Consider the following 14,352-nt stretch of genomic DNA (forward strand, 5'->3'; position numbering starts at 1 on the left):
GTGAAAACAGCGTAGTTTAGCGGTTTAAAGCGACAAATTGAATGAAAAGATAAAATATTTTGATGAATTCGAAAGTCAGAACATTCATAATGTTGTTGACGAACCTTGATAATAACGATAATATAGCGATACGTTCACACTTCGCTTGGATAAAGTGTGATAAATATCAAAGATAATATCGGGGGGATTATTTGTGAAAAGCAATTTAAAAAAGCTTTCGTTCCTGTTATTTGGGTTAGTTTTAATGCTTGCTGCTTGCGGTAGCAGTGGCTCTAGTTCATCGGATTCGAAGGGGAACGAAACGAAGAATGCAAGTGAGAGCGGCAATGCAGGTGACAAAACATATAAAATCGGAATTACTCAAATTGTTGAGCATCCATCTTTAAATGCTGCAACAGATGGCTTTAAAAAGGCAATTGAAGATTCAGGATTAAAAGTTGAGTACGATCCACAAATAGCGCAAGGAGATAACAGCCTTAACACGACGATTGCAAACAATCTAGTAAGTGCGAACGTAGATTTAATCTTTGCTAACTCTACGCCATCTGCACAGGCGGCAGCGACAGCTACTGGTGATATTCCAATTGTCTTCACTTCTGTAACAGATGCTGTTGGCGCACAGCTCATTGAATCTATGGAGAAGCCAGGGAAAAATGTAACAGGAACGATCGATTTACATCCTGATACTATTTCGAAAACAGTGGCATTCTTAAAGGAATTAGGTGCGAAAAAAGTAGGTATGGTTTACAACGCTGGTGAACAAAACTCAGTAGCACAAATAAAAGAAGTGAAAAAAGTCATGGACGAGCAAGGCCTAACAGTAGTTGAAGCATCTGCGGCGACTTCTGCAGATGTAAGACAAGCAGCTGAATCATTAATTGGTAAAGCAGATGCATTCTATATCATTACTGATAATACAGTAGTTTCGGCTCTAGAGTCTGTCATTGATGTAGCGAATTCTAATAAATTACCACTAGTTGTTGGAGAGCTTGACTCTGTAGCACGTGGTGGCTTAGCTGCATATGGTTTTGAATATTATGACATCGGTTATGAAGCGGGACAAATGGCTGTGAAGATTCTAAAAGGTGAAGCAAAACCTGCTGATATACCAGCTCAATACCCACAAAAGCTAAAACTATTAATAAATAAAAAAGTAGCGGATGATTTAGGAATCGAAATTAAAGATTCTTGGGGTGCAGAGCTTTTAGAAAAGTAATGACCTAACATATCATCTTATGAAATGAAGCGGGGGAGAACTAAAACTGCCCCCGCTTTATCTACTTTTAAAGTGTTTTGGATCGATGGAGAATTCGTGTAAATTCCTATTAAATTGGCTCATTATCATAACGTAAGGTTGATTTCCGTTCCGACTGGGCGCTTTCCTGGGGGCGTCCGATGAGCCGCTTCACTCGCGATGCTCGCTCCAGGGTCTCATCTGTGACGCTGATCCCCAAGGAGTCGCCCAGTCTCCACTTCAATCAACTTTAATACTTTTTAATAAATATCACCTCCAGCTTTTGGTGATGAGCCATTATAGCACTGAGCTTCTTTTTAGCAAATCAAAGGCCGTCGTGCTAAAACCTTAAAAATAATAGATTCTATTTTATATGGCTTTCAAAGGACTTTATTAATTTTGAGCTCCATTTAAAGGAATGGAGCTCAAGTAAGAATTTTTAATAAGAAAATTAGTTTAAGAAATTAATAGGAGATGATTCAACTATGTTTTTAGCAATATTTGGCGCGATGGAGCAAGGAATCATCTATGCAATTATGGCGCTTGGTGTGTATTTAACATTCCGCGTGTTAGATTTTCCGGATTTAACGGTTGATGGAAGCTTTGTAACAGGGGCGGCTACTGCAGCAACGATGATTCTGCTTGGCTACCACCCAATCTTAGCGACTTTAGTGGCAATTGTTGCTGGATTTATTGCAGGATGTATGACAGGAATTCTTCACACAAAAGGGAAAATTAATCCTTTATTATCGGGGATTTTAATGATGATTGCTTTGTATTCAATTAACCTACGTATTATGGGGTCAACTGTAGAAAATACGATAGGTCGTCCGAATATTCCACTTTTGAATTCAGAGACTTTATTTTCAAAGTTTCAAGCATTTTGGAGTAATTTAGGTATTGATAGTGCATTAAATAATCTATTAAAAAGCATTGGCGTTCAGACGCAACTACCTTCAACATGGAGTACGTTGATCGTAGTATTAATCATTACGATTATCATTAAGTTCTTTGCAGATTGGTTCTTAAAAACAGAAGTCGGCCTGGCTATTCGAGCAACTGGTGATAATAAGCGTATGATTCGTAGCTTCTCGGCTAATACAGATACATTGATTATTCTTGGGCTAGGACTATCTAACGCACTTGTCGCTTTTTCTGGAGCTTTAATCGCTCAATACTCTAAGTTCTCAGATGTTAGTATGGGGATTGGGATGATTGTTATCGGTCTTGCATCTGTTATAATCGGCGAAGCAATCTTCGGTACAAAAACGATTATGCGCACAACTTTCGCTGTCATTGCGGGAGCTATCATTTACCGCGTTATTTTAGCATTAGCATTACGAGTAGATTTCCTTGATTCAGGAGATATGAAATTAATAACAGCTATCATCGTTATTATAGCGTTGATTTTACCTCAATTTATCAATAAGAGTAAGGCACGCAAACGTAAGGTGAAGCGCGCTGCAGAGAGGACGCAAGTAAAGACGGTTGAGCAGGGAGGGAAAGGCCTTGCTTAAATTAAACGGCATAAATAAGATTTTTAATGAAGGTACGCCTGATGAAAAAATTGCACTTGCAGAAATTAATTTGCACTTAAAGCCAGGGGATTTCGTCACAATTATCGGCAGTAATGGTGCTGGTAAATCGACAATGATGAATATGATTTCTGGCGCATTAACACCAGACTTTGGTACAGTTTCAATTGATGGAAATGAGGTTACTTCTTTACCAGAATACAAACGCTCCTACTACATTGGTCGCGTGTTCCAAGACCCAATGGCTGGTACAGCACCAACAATGACGATTGAGGAAAACTTAGCGTTAGCTTACTCACGTAATAAGAGTAGAGGCTTGCGTATCGGTGTTGATAAAAAGCGTCGAGAATTTTTCAAGGAATCGTTGGAGATGTTAGGCCTAAATCTAGAAAATCGCCTATCTGCAAAAGTCGGCTTACTTTCTGGAGGGGAGCGTCAAGCGCTATCTCTTTTAATGGCAACATTTACGAAGCCTTCGATTTTATTGCTAGACGAGCATACGGCGGCACTTGACCCATCTCGTGCAGAGTTAATCACACGAATTACGAAATATTTAGTCGAGAAAGACAGCTTAACGACATTGATGGTCACGCACAATATGCAGCAAGCATTAGATTTAGGAAATCGACTGATTATGATGGATAAAGGTCAAATCATTTTAGAGGTTGGCGAGGATCGCAAGCATGAACTAACCATCCCAGATTTGATGGCAGAGTTCGAACGTATCCGCGGAGAGAAAATGAACTCAGACCGTGCACTACTTGGATAATGATAACGAAGCGCTCATACATAGGTATGGGCGTTTTTCTGCTAGATGTCGATATTTTTTAGAAGTTGGGTGATAAATAAAAAAAGTTGGTCGATAAATCAATAAAGTTGCTCGATAAACAATCAAAAGTTGCTCGATAAACAAGCAAACTCTTTCGATAAAGTGCATTATAATCTAGCTAAAGGAGGTGAAAATATGCTACTGAAAAAACGTGAAGTTTCATCGAAGCAAATCACATTAGAAATGATTGAAAGGAGGTTGCCGAAATCTCACCCAAAGTCTACTTACTATCAAGAAATGCTAAATAGAACAAGAGCAGGGTATGCAGGTGAGCAAAGAGTAGATCAGGAATGGCAAGAAATCTATTTGGAGCATACGCATTATTTATTGCATGATGTACAGCTTAAAGCTGAAGGTGGAGCAATACATCAAATGGATACATTATATATGTCGAGAAATTTTGTTTTAATAGTGGAAATTAAAAATATCGTGGGCCGTGTCGAATATATGGAAGATAATCATCAATTTATTCGAATTACTTCTGATGGCAAAGTAGATGGCTTTAGAAATCCCTTTGATCAGGTGAAGCGACATTCTAGGTTTTTACATCAGATTTTTCAAAAGGCTGGCTGTCATATACCTATTGTTTATATGATCGTTTCTGCAAATCCGAATATGATTATGACGCCAAGTTTGTCTGTGCAACCGATTATTCATGTGAGTGGTTTGGTTGAAAGGATGGAGCAGCTGTTCAAGCAACATCAACAAGTCTATTTAAGTGAAAAAGTTTTAAGAGAACTCTCAAAACATATTCTAAAGATGCATAAACCTACACAATGGACACTGGATATGAAGATGGATGAACTAAAGAAAGGTGTATTATGCTCTAAGTGCGATTATCGATTTGTTATGCAATATCGTCAAGGTAAGTGGCGGTGTGAGGATTGTGGTGAGGTAGATAATCAATCTTTCAATAATGCGCTGAAAGATTACCGTTATATGTATGGAGAATGTATATCCAATAGTTTATTTCAAGACTTCTTCGGCATTTCTTGTACTAAAACGGTATATAAAATATTGAAATCATTACAGCTTCAAGAAGTAGGTGCAAAGAAGAATCGGAAGTATATTATTAAATAGTATAGTCTATCAATGCGGTCAGATAGACTGTATTTTCTAAAATGTTCCGATAAATTGATGAAACATTCCGATAAAATCCGAAATTGTTCCGATAAATCTCAAGATTGTTCCGATAAAACACAAATTTATTCCGATAAACCTAAAAAAGCCACACTTACATAGCAAGTGTGACCCTTTGTATTAGACTAGTAAGCCGAATAATTGAATGTCGTTGTTTACTTCTTTGTATTTGAAGCCGAATTCATTCATACGTGCTAGTAATCCTTCGTAGTCTTCACGATTACCAAGTTCGATACCAACTAAGGCAGGACCACTTTCTTTGTTGTTTTTCTTTGTATATTCGAAGGTAGTAATGTCATCATTCGGTCCTACAACGCTTGTTAGGAATTGGCGAAGCGCGCCTGCACGCTGTGGGAAGCTTACGATGAAGTAGTATAGTAAGCCTTCGTGAATTAAAGATTTTTCTTTAATTTCCTGCATACGTCCGATGTCATTATTACCACCACTAATGATGACTACGACTGACTTGCCTTTAATCTCCTCTTTATAAGAGTCGAGTGCTGCTACCGATAATGCTCCAGCAGGCTCTGCGATAATGGCGTGTTTATTGTAAAGATCTAAAATCGTAGTACATACTTTTCCTTCTGGTACTAGTACGATGTCGTCTAAGTAGCGACGGCAAACATCATATGTGTGATTACCGACGCATTTTACTGCAGCGCCATCTACGAATTTGTCAATCCAATCAAGTGCCACTGCACCGCCTTCTGCAAATGCAGCCTTCATACTGCCGGCCCCAGCAGGCTCTACACCGATAATTTTACTAGTAGGGGAAAGGTTTTTCACGTAGGCAGAAACACCTGACATTAAGCCACCGCCACCGATACTACCAAATACATAATCAATCGGTTCCTCCATGTCATTCATAATTTCAACAGCGACCGTTCCTTGACCAGCAATAACATCAAAATCATCAAATGGGTGAATAAAGATTTTATCGTGCTCATCACAATAAGCAAATGCACTTTCTGCAGAATCATCAAAGGTATCACCAGCTAAAATAATTTCCACATAATCACGACCAAACATACGCACTTGGTCAATTTTTTGCTTAGGTGTTGTTTGAGGCATAAAAATACTTGCTTGAATTTTCAATTGCGCACAGGCATAGGCAACACCTTGGGCATGATTACCCGCACTTGCACAAACAACGCCAAATTTACGAGCCTCTTCTTCAATTTTTTTAATCTTATAATAGGCACCACGAAGTTTGAATGAGCGTACATGCTGTAGGTCTTCGCGTTTAAAATAAATATTAGCTCCGTATTTCTCGGATAAATAGTCATTTTTTTGTAGCGGCGTGTGTACCACTACATCCTTTAAGAAATGATGTGCAATCAAGATATTTTCTACCTGCACAGTTCTAGTGTCAGCAACTTCCATAATATTCATCCTCCGTTATACGTATAAAACATTTATCTATGATAGCACATATTATTAGCTTTTTGTTATTAATTTTTAGTAAATTCTAAATTTTCGGTGTCTATTTTGCGGAATGGAGAATAATTAAATTTCTTCGAGAATTTTTTGTAGAAATAAAGGATACACTCATTTCCTCATAACGAGAATGGTCAAGCATATACTAGAGTACCTTAGGACAAGTAGGAGGGTATGTAATTGGAAATCATTCAAGGAATTCTATCTACATACATGCAATTTTTCAATTGGGAGATGTGGAAAGAGATCTTAACTGACCCTGTATCTTGGGGGTTAATATCAACACTAATTATAATAGAAGGTTTACTCTCGGCAGACAACGCACTTGTATTAGCAGTGCTAGTGAAGCATTTGCCAAACAAGCAACGCAAACGAGCATTAATGTACGGTATGTTGGGGGCCTATTTTTTCCGATTTTTATTTATCGGGATAGGTGTTTATTTAGTAGAATTTTGGTTTATTAAATTGCTAGGAGCCCTGTATTTAGGTTGGCTATGTGTCGCTCATTTCTTACAGATTGGGGAAGCGGATAGTGCCAAGGAGATGAAAAAAACAGGGTTGTTGGTTCGCCTTTTTGGGACATTTTGGGCAACGGTTATTTCTGTAGAACTGATGGATATTGCTTTTTCAATTGACGCGATATTTGCCGCTTTTGCGATATCCAATCAAATTTGGATATTACTTATCGGGGGAATGTTAGGTATTTTAATGATGAGAACTATTGCAAGTTTATTTTTAATCATTATTGAAAAAATACCTGAATTAGAGGCAACAGCATTTATTATTATTGGAATTATTGCATTGAAGATGTTAGCTAGCGTCATCGGCATTCACGTTCCACATTATATGTTTTTTGTTGTGTTAATTATTATTTTCTCTATAACTTTCATTATTCATTTTTTAAAAAAGATGAAAGTCGCTTAATATAAAACGGTTCTGTTCTCAATGAAGAAAGAGGACAGAACCGTTTTATTGTTATTTTACATAATGATCAGGATTCACAATATAGAATTTTTCGATATTTAGCCAGCTTTCACTCATCGGCTCACCGTCATCGATACGTTTTTCTGTTTCTTGCATCATCCAAGCTGTTTGAGATGCATGCGCTTGTAATGCTTTAATTTTGTCCATCTTCATTTCACTAATGTTGATGACAACATGCGGTTCTCCATTTTTTTCAATAGTATCATTTGCAAAGGCACAACCTAATACTTGTGGACGTGCAGCTTTTGGCATACGACGAACAGCTTCTACTACTGCACGTGCTGTTGCCTCATGGTCAGGATGCACTGCAAATCCAGGTAAGAATGTAATGATAAGAGAAGGCATTAATTCCTCTATTAAACCTTCAACTAGCTTTACCATTTTTTCATCATCTTCAAATTCAATCGTTTTATCACGGAAACCAAGCATACGTAAATCTTGTATTCCCATAGCCTCTGCTGCTGCGATAAGCTCCTTGCGTCGAATTTCTGGCAAGGACTCACGTGTAGCAAAAGGTGGATTTCCTAAATTACGCCCCATTTCGCCTAGAGTTAAACAGGCATATGTAACAGGTGTATTCATTTTCTTTGTATAGTAGGCAATTGTTCCAGCAACTGAAAAAGCCTCATCATCTGGGTGAGGGTAAACAATTAAAATATGACGTTGTGGTTGTAAATTCAAAAAGTCATCCCCCTTAGTAAGTAAACGGCGTTTCGCTAATTTCAAGTGCAATCGCCAATTTACCTGAGTAGTCTAGTCCTGCCATTAATAAACGGCCTAAATCATCTAATTCAAAATGTGTGATGCCTTGAGCATAGACCCAACCATGTGCCATTTTTAATCCGACACGATGGGGTGAATCATCTACCACTTTAGCAAGCTCATAGTTGATTTTAGCATTGCGAATAAAAGCACCTGCATTAAAAAATTTCTCATCAAAGTGTGCTGCATAAGAACCGTTCGTCGTCTCAAGATGAATATAAACGTCTTTGTTGGCGAAAGAATTCAATAATTCCTGCAACGTCTTTACTTGTACTTCTTGCATCTTAACACTCCTCTCGATTATTTCTCCTTTAAGTATAGTTAAAAAAGATGACAAAGGGAAATCGAAAGGCTTTGTTGCCAACCAAATCATAAATGTTATTAATGAAATACAGAAATTTCTTTATTTTAAAAAAACTATTTTCCGCTATTATTAGGGTTAATTACTTGAAAAAACTATTTTGATGTATCAATATAGGACACATGAAACAGATTAATATAAATTGAATTGTGTCGTTATAATTTGTATGCGGTTTCATAAATAAAATATGGGGAGATTGATACTATGATTTATGCAAATCCTAATACTCCGGGTGCAGTAGTAAATTTCAAAGAAAAATATGATAACTTTATCGGTGGCGAATGGGTTCCTCCAGTAAAAGGTCAATACTTTGAAAATAAAACACCAGTAACTGGTCAAGTTTTCACAAAAGCAGCTCGTTCAACAGTTGAAGATATTGAGCTTGCTCTTGATGCAGCACACGCAGCAAAAGATGCATGGGGTAAAACAAGCGCAACTGAGCGTGCATCTATTTTAAATAAAATCGCAGATCGTATTGAAGAAAACTTAGAAATGATTGCTGTTGCAGAAACATGGGATAATGGTAAAGCAGTTCGCGAAACTTTAAACGCAGATATTCCTTTAGCGATTGATCACTTCCGTTATTTTGCAGGTGTTATCCGTGCACAAGAAGGACGTACAACACAATTAGATAACGACACTGTTGCATACCACTTCCAAGAGCCACTAGGTGTAGTTGGCCAAATCATTCCTTGGAACTTCCCGATCTTAATGGCTGCTTGGAAAATTGCTCCTGCACTTGCAGCAGGTAACTGTATCGTGATGAAACCAGCTGAGCAAACGCCAGTTTCATTATTAGTGTTAATTGAAACAATTCAAGACATCCTACCAAAAGGCGTACTTAACATTGTAAACGGCTTTGGTGTTGAAGTTGGTAAACCACTTGCAACGAACAAAAGAATTGCAAAAGTTGCTTTTACTGGTTCAACAGCTGTTGGTCGCCAAATTATGCAATATGCAACTGAAAATATTATTCCTGTAACGTTAGAGCTAGGTGGTAAATCACCAAACGTATTCTTTGAGGACGTAATGGCTTCAGATGATGAATATTTAAATAAAGCAATTGAGGGCTTTGTGATGTTCGCATTAAACTCAGGTGAAATTTGTACTTGTCCTTCACGTGCACTTGTTCAAGAATCCATTTACGATAAATTCATTGAACTTGCATTAGAACGTGTAAAAGCTATTAAAATTGGTAATCCATTAGATACAGAAGTCATGATGGGGGCTCAAGCTTCTAACGAACAAAAACAAAAAATCCTTTCTTACCTTAAACTTGGTAAAGAAGAAGGTGCTGAGTGCTTAATAGGCGGAGAAGAAAATATTCTTGAAGGCGACCTTGCAGGAGGTAACTACATTAAACCAACAGTTTTCAAAGGTCACAATAAAATGCGTATCTTCCAAGAAGAAATCTTTGGTCCAGTGCTTGGCGTGACTACATTCAAAGATTTCGATGAAGCAATGGAAATTGCAAATGATACAGAATATGGTTTAGGTGCTGGTGTTTGGTCACGTTCTGGTGACATTGCTTATCGTGCAGGTCGAGCTATTCAAGCTGGTCGTATTTGGACAAACACTTATCATCAATATCCAGCGGGTGCTGCATTTGGTGGGTTCAAACTTTCTGGTATCGGTCGTGAAAACCACGCAATGATGTTAGATCACTACCAACAAACTAAATGTCTTTTAGTAAGCTACAAAAAAGAAGCACAAGGATTTTTCTAATACCAAGGGATGAATAACAACATGGCAGAACGAGTTATTGCAACAAAAGAGGGTTTAAATTTGATAGAGCTAATTAAGAGTAGGCATGGCGCTATCATGTTTTATCAATCTGGAGGTTGCTGTGATGGCTCTGCACCGATGTGTTATGTAGAAGGAGATTTTAAAATTGGTGAAAACGATATCTATCTTGGTACAATAGGTGACGTTCCTTTTTACATTCATAGAGCGCAATATGAATATTTTAAGCATACGCAATTGATTATTCATGCGATTGAGGGCAGAGGTGCAAGTTTTTCTTTAGATAGTGTTGAAAATATGCATTTCATTACAAACTCTAGAGTATTCACAACAGAAGAGTATGAAGAAGTAATAAAGCTCTTTTAATTGATTACATCTTTTAATCTATGAAGATTTCCGAGCAATATTCTTGAAAATATCATTAAAATATATCAATATAATGAGTGTGAAAGCAATTTTGTGCAAAACGTGTCGTTTTGTATTGTATGCGGTTTCACAAATGAAAATATACTGCGACCATGATTTCTTCCTAATCTAACGGATACAGTGCATAATGTTGAAAGGAATTTTAAACTAGGTTATAACGAATTCTATCTTGGTACAATAGATGACGTTCTTTCATCATTAGTTTGTGTTGTTGTGACATGGGAAGAAGATGAAAAGCTCATTATCATAGTATAGTTAAAAAAGCCGCGATTCTCTTTTATGACGGAGAATCGCGGCTTTTTATAATTAGCGGCATTTTTGGGTATGTATTTATTAATATCGGTTGATTTTTCGTTCAATGGAATCTAGACGATTGTTGAGATTTTGTAGGTGCTTATGCATATGTCTAAATTGATAATTTTGATTTTGCACGTCGGATGATCTTGTTTGTTCCGTTGCCTCTTCTTCCTGCAATGCTAAAATGTTGGAGAGGGTTGCTAATGAATACCCTATTGTCAAAACCATTGAAGATATTAATTCTACTTTCGTAGAAGTTATATTTCCACTTTGGACACCTGTGTCTTCACCTAGGAGACCTGCTTCTTGAGCTCCTAGGAAACTTGCTTGTGTATTTGGATTTGGGTCTTGTTGTTGTCTACGTCTTGCCATTTTTCTCCCTCCCATATACAGCTAATATATGGTATATGAAGTAGTAGTGTATCTTGTCCAGTGCTTTTTACATTAGAAGTAATAATCCTCTCGTTTTCTCTGCAAAGTAAAAATTCTTAATTTTCCAACTGTTTAATTGCTTTTTATCGAAAAATAGAGCAGTATAGTAGAAATAAACAGTTGTTTTTAGGGGGAATGGATGTGAACAAGGACTTTAAATATTGTAAAGAATCTAGAGTTATGCGTACAAGTCGAGTTTTTCCGAATGATATTAATAACCATAATACACTGTTTGGTGGTCGATTAATGAGTGACATCGATCAAGTAGCTTCAATTTCAGCTGCTAGGCATAGTCGTAGAGATTGTGTGACAGCCTCAACGGATTCTGTAGATTTCCTGCATCCAATTCGCCCGACCGATTCTGTCTATTTCGAATCTTATGTAACGTGGACAGGGACATCTTCAATGGAAGTTTTCGTAAAGATCATTTCTGAGAATTTGAAAACGGGAGAACGTAAGGTAGCGGCAACAGCGTTATTAACCTTTGTTGCATTGGATGAAAATAATAAACCAGCCCCAGTTCCATCTGTCATTCCAGAAACGTTAGAGGAGACAAAGCTACATGAAACTGCAGCTGAACGAGCGAAGGTACGAGCAGAGCGTAAAAAGGACAGTAAGGCATTGGCTCAATTTATTTCGATGAACGATCCGTGGGATTGCTCGAAATGATGGAGAACTACTATATGTAAAAGAGGCATCTGATTAGTCAACCTACAACTAATCAGATGCCTTTTCGTTTTTATATTTCTGTCACTGTTACTTGTGGTGCTCCAAAACGAGATTTTGCACCGTGCATAACTGGTCCTACATAGTCATTTAATGCCCAGCCGTGAGCAATTGCAGCTGAAACGAATTCTTTTGCTTCAATTACAGCCTCTTTTACTGAAAGACCATTTGCAAGGTTTGCTGTTACTGAAGCAGCAAATGTACAGCCAGCCCCATGGTTATAAGTAGAAGCAACTTTTTCAGATTCTAATAAGTAGAATTTTTCACCGTCGAAGAATAAGTCAGCTGCTTTTTCAGTAGCTAACGCTTTTCCACCTTTAATCACAACTGCTTTAGCGCCGAGTTCGTGAATCTTACGAGCTGCTGTTTTCATTTCCTCGATTGTTTTTGGTGTTCCAGTGCCAGCTAATTGCCCAGCTTCGAACAGGTTAGGAGTTGTAACTGCGGCTAATGGTAAAAGATATTGAATCATTGCATCTGTGTTACCAGGGTTCAATACTTCATCTTCTCCCTTACATACCATTACAGGGTCAATGACAACATTTGTTGTACCAGATTTTGCAATAGCATCACCTGCGATACAAATAATTTCTTCAGTTGACAGCATACCAGTTTTTATTGCGTCAATGCCTGTTGAAAGAGCAGTATCGATTTGTTTTTTCAAAAGCTCCGTTGGTAATGGCGTTACGTTATGAGTCCAACCGTTTGGATCCATTGTTACGACAACTGTTAATGCCACCATGCCATATGTGCCGTGCTCCTGGAATGTTTTAAGATCGGCTTGCATACCTGCGCCACCTGATGTATCAGAACCAGCAATTGTTAAAGTTTTTTTAAGAGTCATGTAGAAGATCTCCTTTATAGATGAAAGTTTTAAAATTACCATCTAGTATAGTCTCATTCTGATTATATAAAAATAGTCAGAATTTTATATTTTCACAAGGTCAGTTTAACTTCTTTCAGTGGTGTCCAAACATCTGCTGAAATAGAGGAACTCAGGCTAAGAACTTACATCCTGTGAAAATGCCTAAAATCATGCTACGTTAACACTAATCTTTCGCACAAAAATATATCGTATTTGCCTAAGGCATCAAATCAATTATACCGAGGCATAATTGATTTGATGCTTGAATTCGACATTATTTTTTTGTACCGTTGTAAGGAGAGAAAGGGGCTTATATTACGATGAAAGAAGTATTCCCGAATGATTGGCAAGTAATACTTGCAGAAGAATTAGAAAAAAATTACTATACAAAGCTAAGTCAATTTATAGCGCATGAATATTCAACACAAACAATTTATCCACCAATGAATGACATAATGAATGCATTTTATACAACAGCTTATCGTGATGTTAAGGTCGTAATTTTAGGTCAGGATCCTTATCATGGACCAAACCAAGCACATGGATTAAGCTTTTCTGTCATGCCAGGAATCCCACATCCACCAAGCTTGCGAAATATGTTAAAAGAGTTACAGGATGACCTTGGTTGTCCCATCCCTCAAAACGGTACATTAACAAAATGGGCACAGCAAGGTGTAATGCTATTGAACACTGTATTAACTGTTCGAGCAGGTCAGGCGAATTCTCATAAAGAGCAAGGATGGGAGCAATTTACGGATGTTGTAATCGATAAATTAGCATCAAGAGATAAACCAATTATTTTTGTTCTGTGGGGTAAACCAGCACAACGGAAAAAACAATTAATTCGTAAATACTCAACGCCACATTTTATTTTAGAAGCGCCTCATCCAAGTCCACTTAGTGCTTATCGAGGATTTTTTGGCAGTAAACCATATTCGAAGATCAATGCACAGTTAGTAGAATGGGGAGAGCAACCAATTGATTGGAGCCTAGCTTAGGCTTTATACACTTATAGTTTCGTGTTACAGTTAATAATAGAAGAAAGTGAGGGGCAACATGAAGGTAAATTGTTTCAAATGTCAATATTTTAAAGTAACATGGGACCCACAAACTCCACGGGCCTGTGTAGCGTATGGCTTTAAAACAAAGCAAATACCATCCGTTGTCGTTAAACAATCCTCTGGCACGGACTGTCTAAAATTTGTGCCAAAAGCAGAAAGTGGGAGAATGCAATGATTCCTTATCAGGCCGTTATTCAACAACTTGAAAAACAATTATCTGGCGTCAAAAATGCTGGAAACGACCAACAAATTCGTGAAGCTTTAACAGCAATCCGAGCATTATGTGATGTGGTATTAGACTCACCTGACGGCATTTCTAAAGCGCAGTCAAAACATTTGCCACAAATGCTAGTGTCAGAGCCGAAACAAACAAGTTTATATACAGCAAAAATTGAAGAAGAAGACGGAGCGAATGGTGATTCAATTTTTGACTTTTAATTATCTTCATTCAGCGAAGACTCCCACCTCTGAAGGTGGCAAGATGAATGCGGATGTGGTTCCTTTTCAGTAGGTGTCCCAA

The 14,352-nt window shown here is 37.7% G+C and carries 16 protein-coding genes; 11 read left to right on the forward strand and 5 right to left on the reverse strand.

The genetic code is table 11. The features are described from left to right. Positions 1-193 precede the first annotated feature (193 nt). The 4 genes from ACQKMV_RS00240 to ACQKMV_RS00255 all read left to right on the forward strand — a co-directional run bounded on the left by ACQKMV_RS00240 (position 194) and on the right by ACQKMV_RS00255 (position 4,678). Positions 194-1,216 (forward strand): ABC transporter substrate-binding protein, encoded by a 1,023-nt coding sequence (locus ACQKMV_RS00240; RefSeq protein ID WP_427501869.1) that lies wholly within the window; start codon positions 194-196, stop codon positions 1,214-1,216. Positions 1,217-1,719: 503 nt separating this feature from the next. Continuing rightward, the gene (locus ACQKMV_RS00245) at positions 1,720-2,751 is read left to right on the forward strand and encodes an ABC transporter permease (protein ID WP_427501870.1); all 1,032 of its coding nucleotides are present in this window, start codon (positions 1,720-1,722) and stop codon (positions 2,749-2,751) included. Further along, the gene (locus ACQKMV_RS00250; RefSeq protein WP_427501871.1) at positions 2,744-3,538 is read left to right on the forward strand and encodes an ABC transporter ATP-binding protein; all 795 of its coding nucleotides are present in this window, start codon (positions 2,744-2,746) and stop codon (positions 3,536-3,538) included. Before ACQKMV_RS00245 ends, ACQKMV_RS00250 begins: the two co-directional genes overlap by 8 nt. Before the next feature lie 195 nt (positions 3,539-3,733). Next, positions 3,734-4,678 (forward strand): nuclease-related domain-containing protein, encoded by a 945-nt coding sequence (locus ACQKMV_RS00255; protein ID WP_427501872.1) that lies wholly within the window; start codon positions 3,734-3,736, stop codon positions 4,676-4,678. A gap of 180 nt (positions 4,679-4,858) precedes the next feature. Here the strand turns inward: ACQKMV_RS00255 and ilvA are convergent, their stop codons facing one another. After that, a complete protein-coding gene (gene ilvA / locus ACQKMV_RS00260; protein ID WP_427501873.1) occupies positions 4,859-6,121 on the reverse strand; it encodes a threonine ammonia-lyase IlvA in 1,263 nt (420 codons plus the stop codon). Positions 6,122-6,355: 234 nt separating this feature from the next. Between ilvA and ACQKMV_RS00265 the strand changes: the two genes are divergently transcribed. After that, a complete protein-coding gene (locus tag ACQKMV_RS00265; RefSeq protein ID WP_427501874.1) occupies positions 6,356-7,099 on the forward strand; it encodes a TerC family protein in 744 nt (247 codons plus the stop codon). A 51-nt stretch (positions 7,100-7,150) separates the two neighbouring features. Here ACQKMV_RS00265 and bshB2 read toward each other — a convergent pair whose 3' ends face one another. Further along, complete coding sequence (gene bshB2, locus ACQKMV_RS00270; protein ID WP_427425951.1) at positions 7,151-7,840, reverse strand: bacillithiol biosynthesis deacetylase BshB2; 690 nt, start codon at positions 7,838-7,840, stop codon at positions 7,151-7,153. 13 nt (positions 7,841-7,853) lie between these two features. After that, positions 7,854-8,204 (reverse strand): YojF family protein, encoded by a 351-nt coding sequence (locus ACQKMV_RS00275; protein ID WP_053484519.1) that lies wholly within the window; start codon positions 8,202-8,204, stop codon positions 7,854-7,856. Between the two features lie 282 nt (positions 8,205-8,486). Between ACQKMV_RS00275 and exaC the strand changes: the two genes are divergently transcribed. Then, entirely contained in the window at positions 8,487-10,007 is a 1,521-nt protein-coding gene (exaC, locus tag ACQKMV_RS00280; RefSeq protein WP_427501875.1) for an acetaldehyde dehydrogenase ExaC, read from the forward strand. A gap of 21 nt (positions 10,008-10,028) precedes the next feature. Further along, positions 10,029-10,391 carry a DUF779 domain-containing protein gene (locus ACQKMV_RS00285; RefSeq protein ID WP_328007775.1) on the forward strand — a complete coding sequence of 121 codons (363 nt, stop codon included), beginning with the start codon at positions 10,029-10,031 and terminating at the stop codon, positions 10,389-10,391. A 393-nt stretch (positions 10,392-10,784) separates the two neighbouring features. Here the strand turns inward: ACQKMV_RS00285 and ACQKMV_RS00290 are convergent, their stop codons facing one another. After that, on the reverse strand, positions 10,785-11,120 hold the full coding sequence (locus tag ACQKMV_RS00290) for a hypothetical protein (RefSeq protein WP_427501876.1): 336 nt from the start codon (positions 11,118-11,120) through the stop codon (positions 10,785-10,787). A 240-nt stretch (positions 11,121-11,360) separates the two neighbouring features. Between ACQKMV_RS00290 and ACQKMV_RS00295 the strand changes: the two genes are divergently transcribed. Further along, entirely contained in the window at positions 11,361-11,849 is a 489-nt protein-coding gene (locus ACQKMV_RS00295) for an acyl-CoA thioesterase (protein ID WP_427426046.1), read from the forward strand. A gap of 70 nt (positions 11,850-11,919) precedes the next feature. Here ACQKMV_RS00295 and thiD read toward each other — a convergent pair whose 3' ends face one another. After that, the gene (gene thiD / locus ACQKMV_RS00300) at positions 11,920-12,750 is read right to left on the reverse strand and encodes a bifunctional hydroxymethylpyrimidine kinase/phosphomethylpyrimidine kinase (protein ID WP_427501877.1); all 831 of its coding nucleotides are present in this window, start codon (positions 12,748-12,750) and stop codon (positions 11,920-11,922) included. Between the two features lie 341 nt (positions 12,751-13,091). Between thiD and ACQKMV_RS00305 the strand changes: the two genes are divergently transcribed. From ACQKMV_RS00305 to ACQKMV_RS00315, 3 genes are read left to right on the forward strand one after another with little or no spacing between them, the layout of a single operon-like run. After that, complete coding sequence (locus tag ACQKMV_RS00305; RefSeq protein WP_427501878.1) at positions 13,092-13,769, forward strand: uracil-DNA glycosylase; 678 nt, start codon at positions 13,092-13,094, stop codon at positions 13,767-13,769. A 58-nt stretch (positions 13,770-13,827) separates the two neighbouring features. Continuing rightward, positions 13,828-14,007, forward strand: a complete 180-nt coding sequence (locus ACQKMV_RS00310) for a uracil-DNA glycosylase (protein ID WP_068985233.1) — start codon at positions 13,828-13,830, stop codon at positions 14,005-14,007. After that, entirely contained in the window at positions 14,004-14,270 is a 267-nt protein-coding gene (locus ACQKMV_RS00315) for a YwdI family protein (protein WP_427501879.1), read from the forward strand. The genes ACQKMV_RS00310 and ACQKMV_RS00315 overlap by 4 nt, the downstream gene beginning before the upstream one ends. Positions 14,271-14,352 lie beyond the last annotated feature (82 nt).

The sequence above is a fragment of the Lysinibacillus sp. NPDC094403 genome, from assembly GCF_050278745.1.
In the GTDB taxonomy this organism is placed as follows: Bacteria; Bacillota; Bacilli; order Bacillales_A; family Planococcaceae; genus Lysinibacillus.

What these genes read in the sequence shown, in the direction of transcription:
- exaC (WP_427501875.1), top strand. Translation starts at nt 8,487, where the DNA reads ATGATTTATGCAAATCCTAATACTCCGGGTGCAGTAGTAAATTTCAAA.
- ACQKMV_RS00305 (WP_427501878.1), top strand. Translation starts at nt 13,092, where the DNA reads ATGAAAGAAGTATTCCCGAATGATTGGCAAGTAATACTTGCAGAAGAA.
- ACQKMV_RS00285 (WP_328007775.1), top strand. Translation starts at nt 10,029, where the DNA reads ATGGCAGAACGAGTTATTGCAACAAAAGAGGGTTTAAATTTGATAGAG.
- ACQKMV_RS00295 (WP_427426046.1), top strand. Translation starts at nt 11,361, where the DNA reads ATGCGTACAAGTCGAGTTTTTCCGAATGATATTAATAACCATAATACA.
- thiD (WP_427501877.1), bottom strand. Translation starts at nt 12,750, where the DNA reads ATGACTCTTAAAAAAACTTTAACAATTGCTGGTTCTGATACATCAGGT.
- ilvA (WP_427501873.1), bottom strand. Translation starts at nt 6,121, where the DNA reads ATGGAAGTTGCTGACACTAGAACTGTGCAGGTAGAAAATATCTTGATT.
- ACQKMV_RS00290 (WP_427501876.1), bottom strand. Translation starts at nt 11,120, where the DNA reads ATGGCAAGACGTAGACAACAACAAGACCCAAATCCAAATACACAAGCA.
- ACQKMV_RS00310 (WP_068985233.1), top strand. Translation starts at nt 13,828, where the DNA reads ATGAAGGTAAATTGTTTCAAATGTCAATATTTTAAAGTAACATGGGAC.
- ACQKMV_RS00255 (WP_427501872.1), top strand. Translation starts at nt 3,734, where the DNA reads ATGCTACTGAAAAAACGTGAAGTTTCATCGAAGCAAATCACATTAGAA.
- ACQKMV_RS00245 (WP_427501870.1), top strand. Translation starts at nt 1,720, where the DNA reads ATGTTTTTAGCAATATTTGGCGCGATGGAGCAAGGAATCATCTATGCA.
- ACQKMV_RS00315 (WP_427501879.1), top strand. Translation starts at nt 14,004, where the DNA reads ATGATTCCTTATCAGGCCGTTATTCAACAACTTGAAAAACAATTATCT.
- ACQKMV_RS00275 (WP_053484519.1), bottom strand. Translation starts at nt 8,204, where the DNA reads ATGCAAGAAGTACAAGTAAAGACGTTGCAGGAATTATTGAATTCTTTC.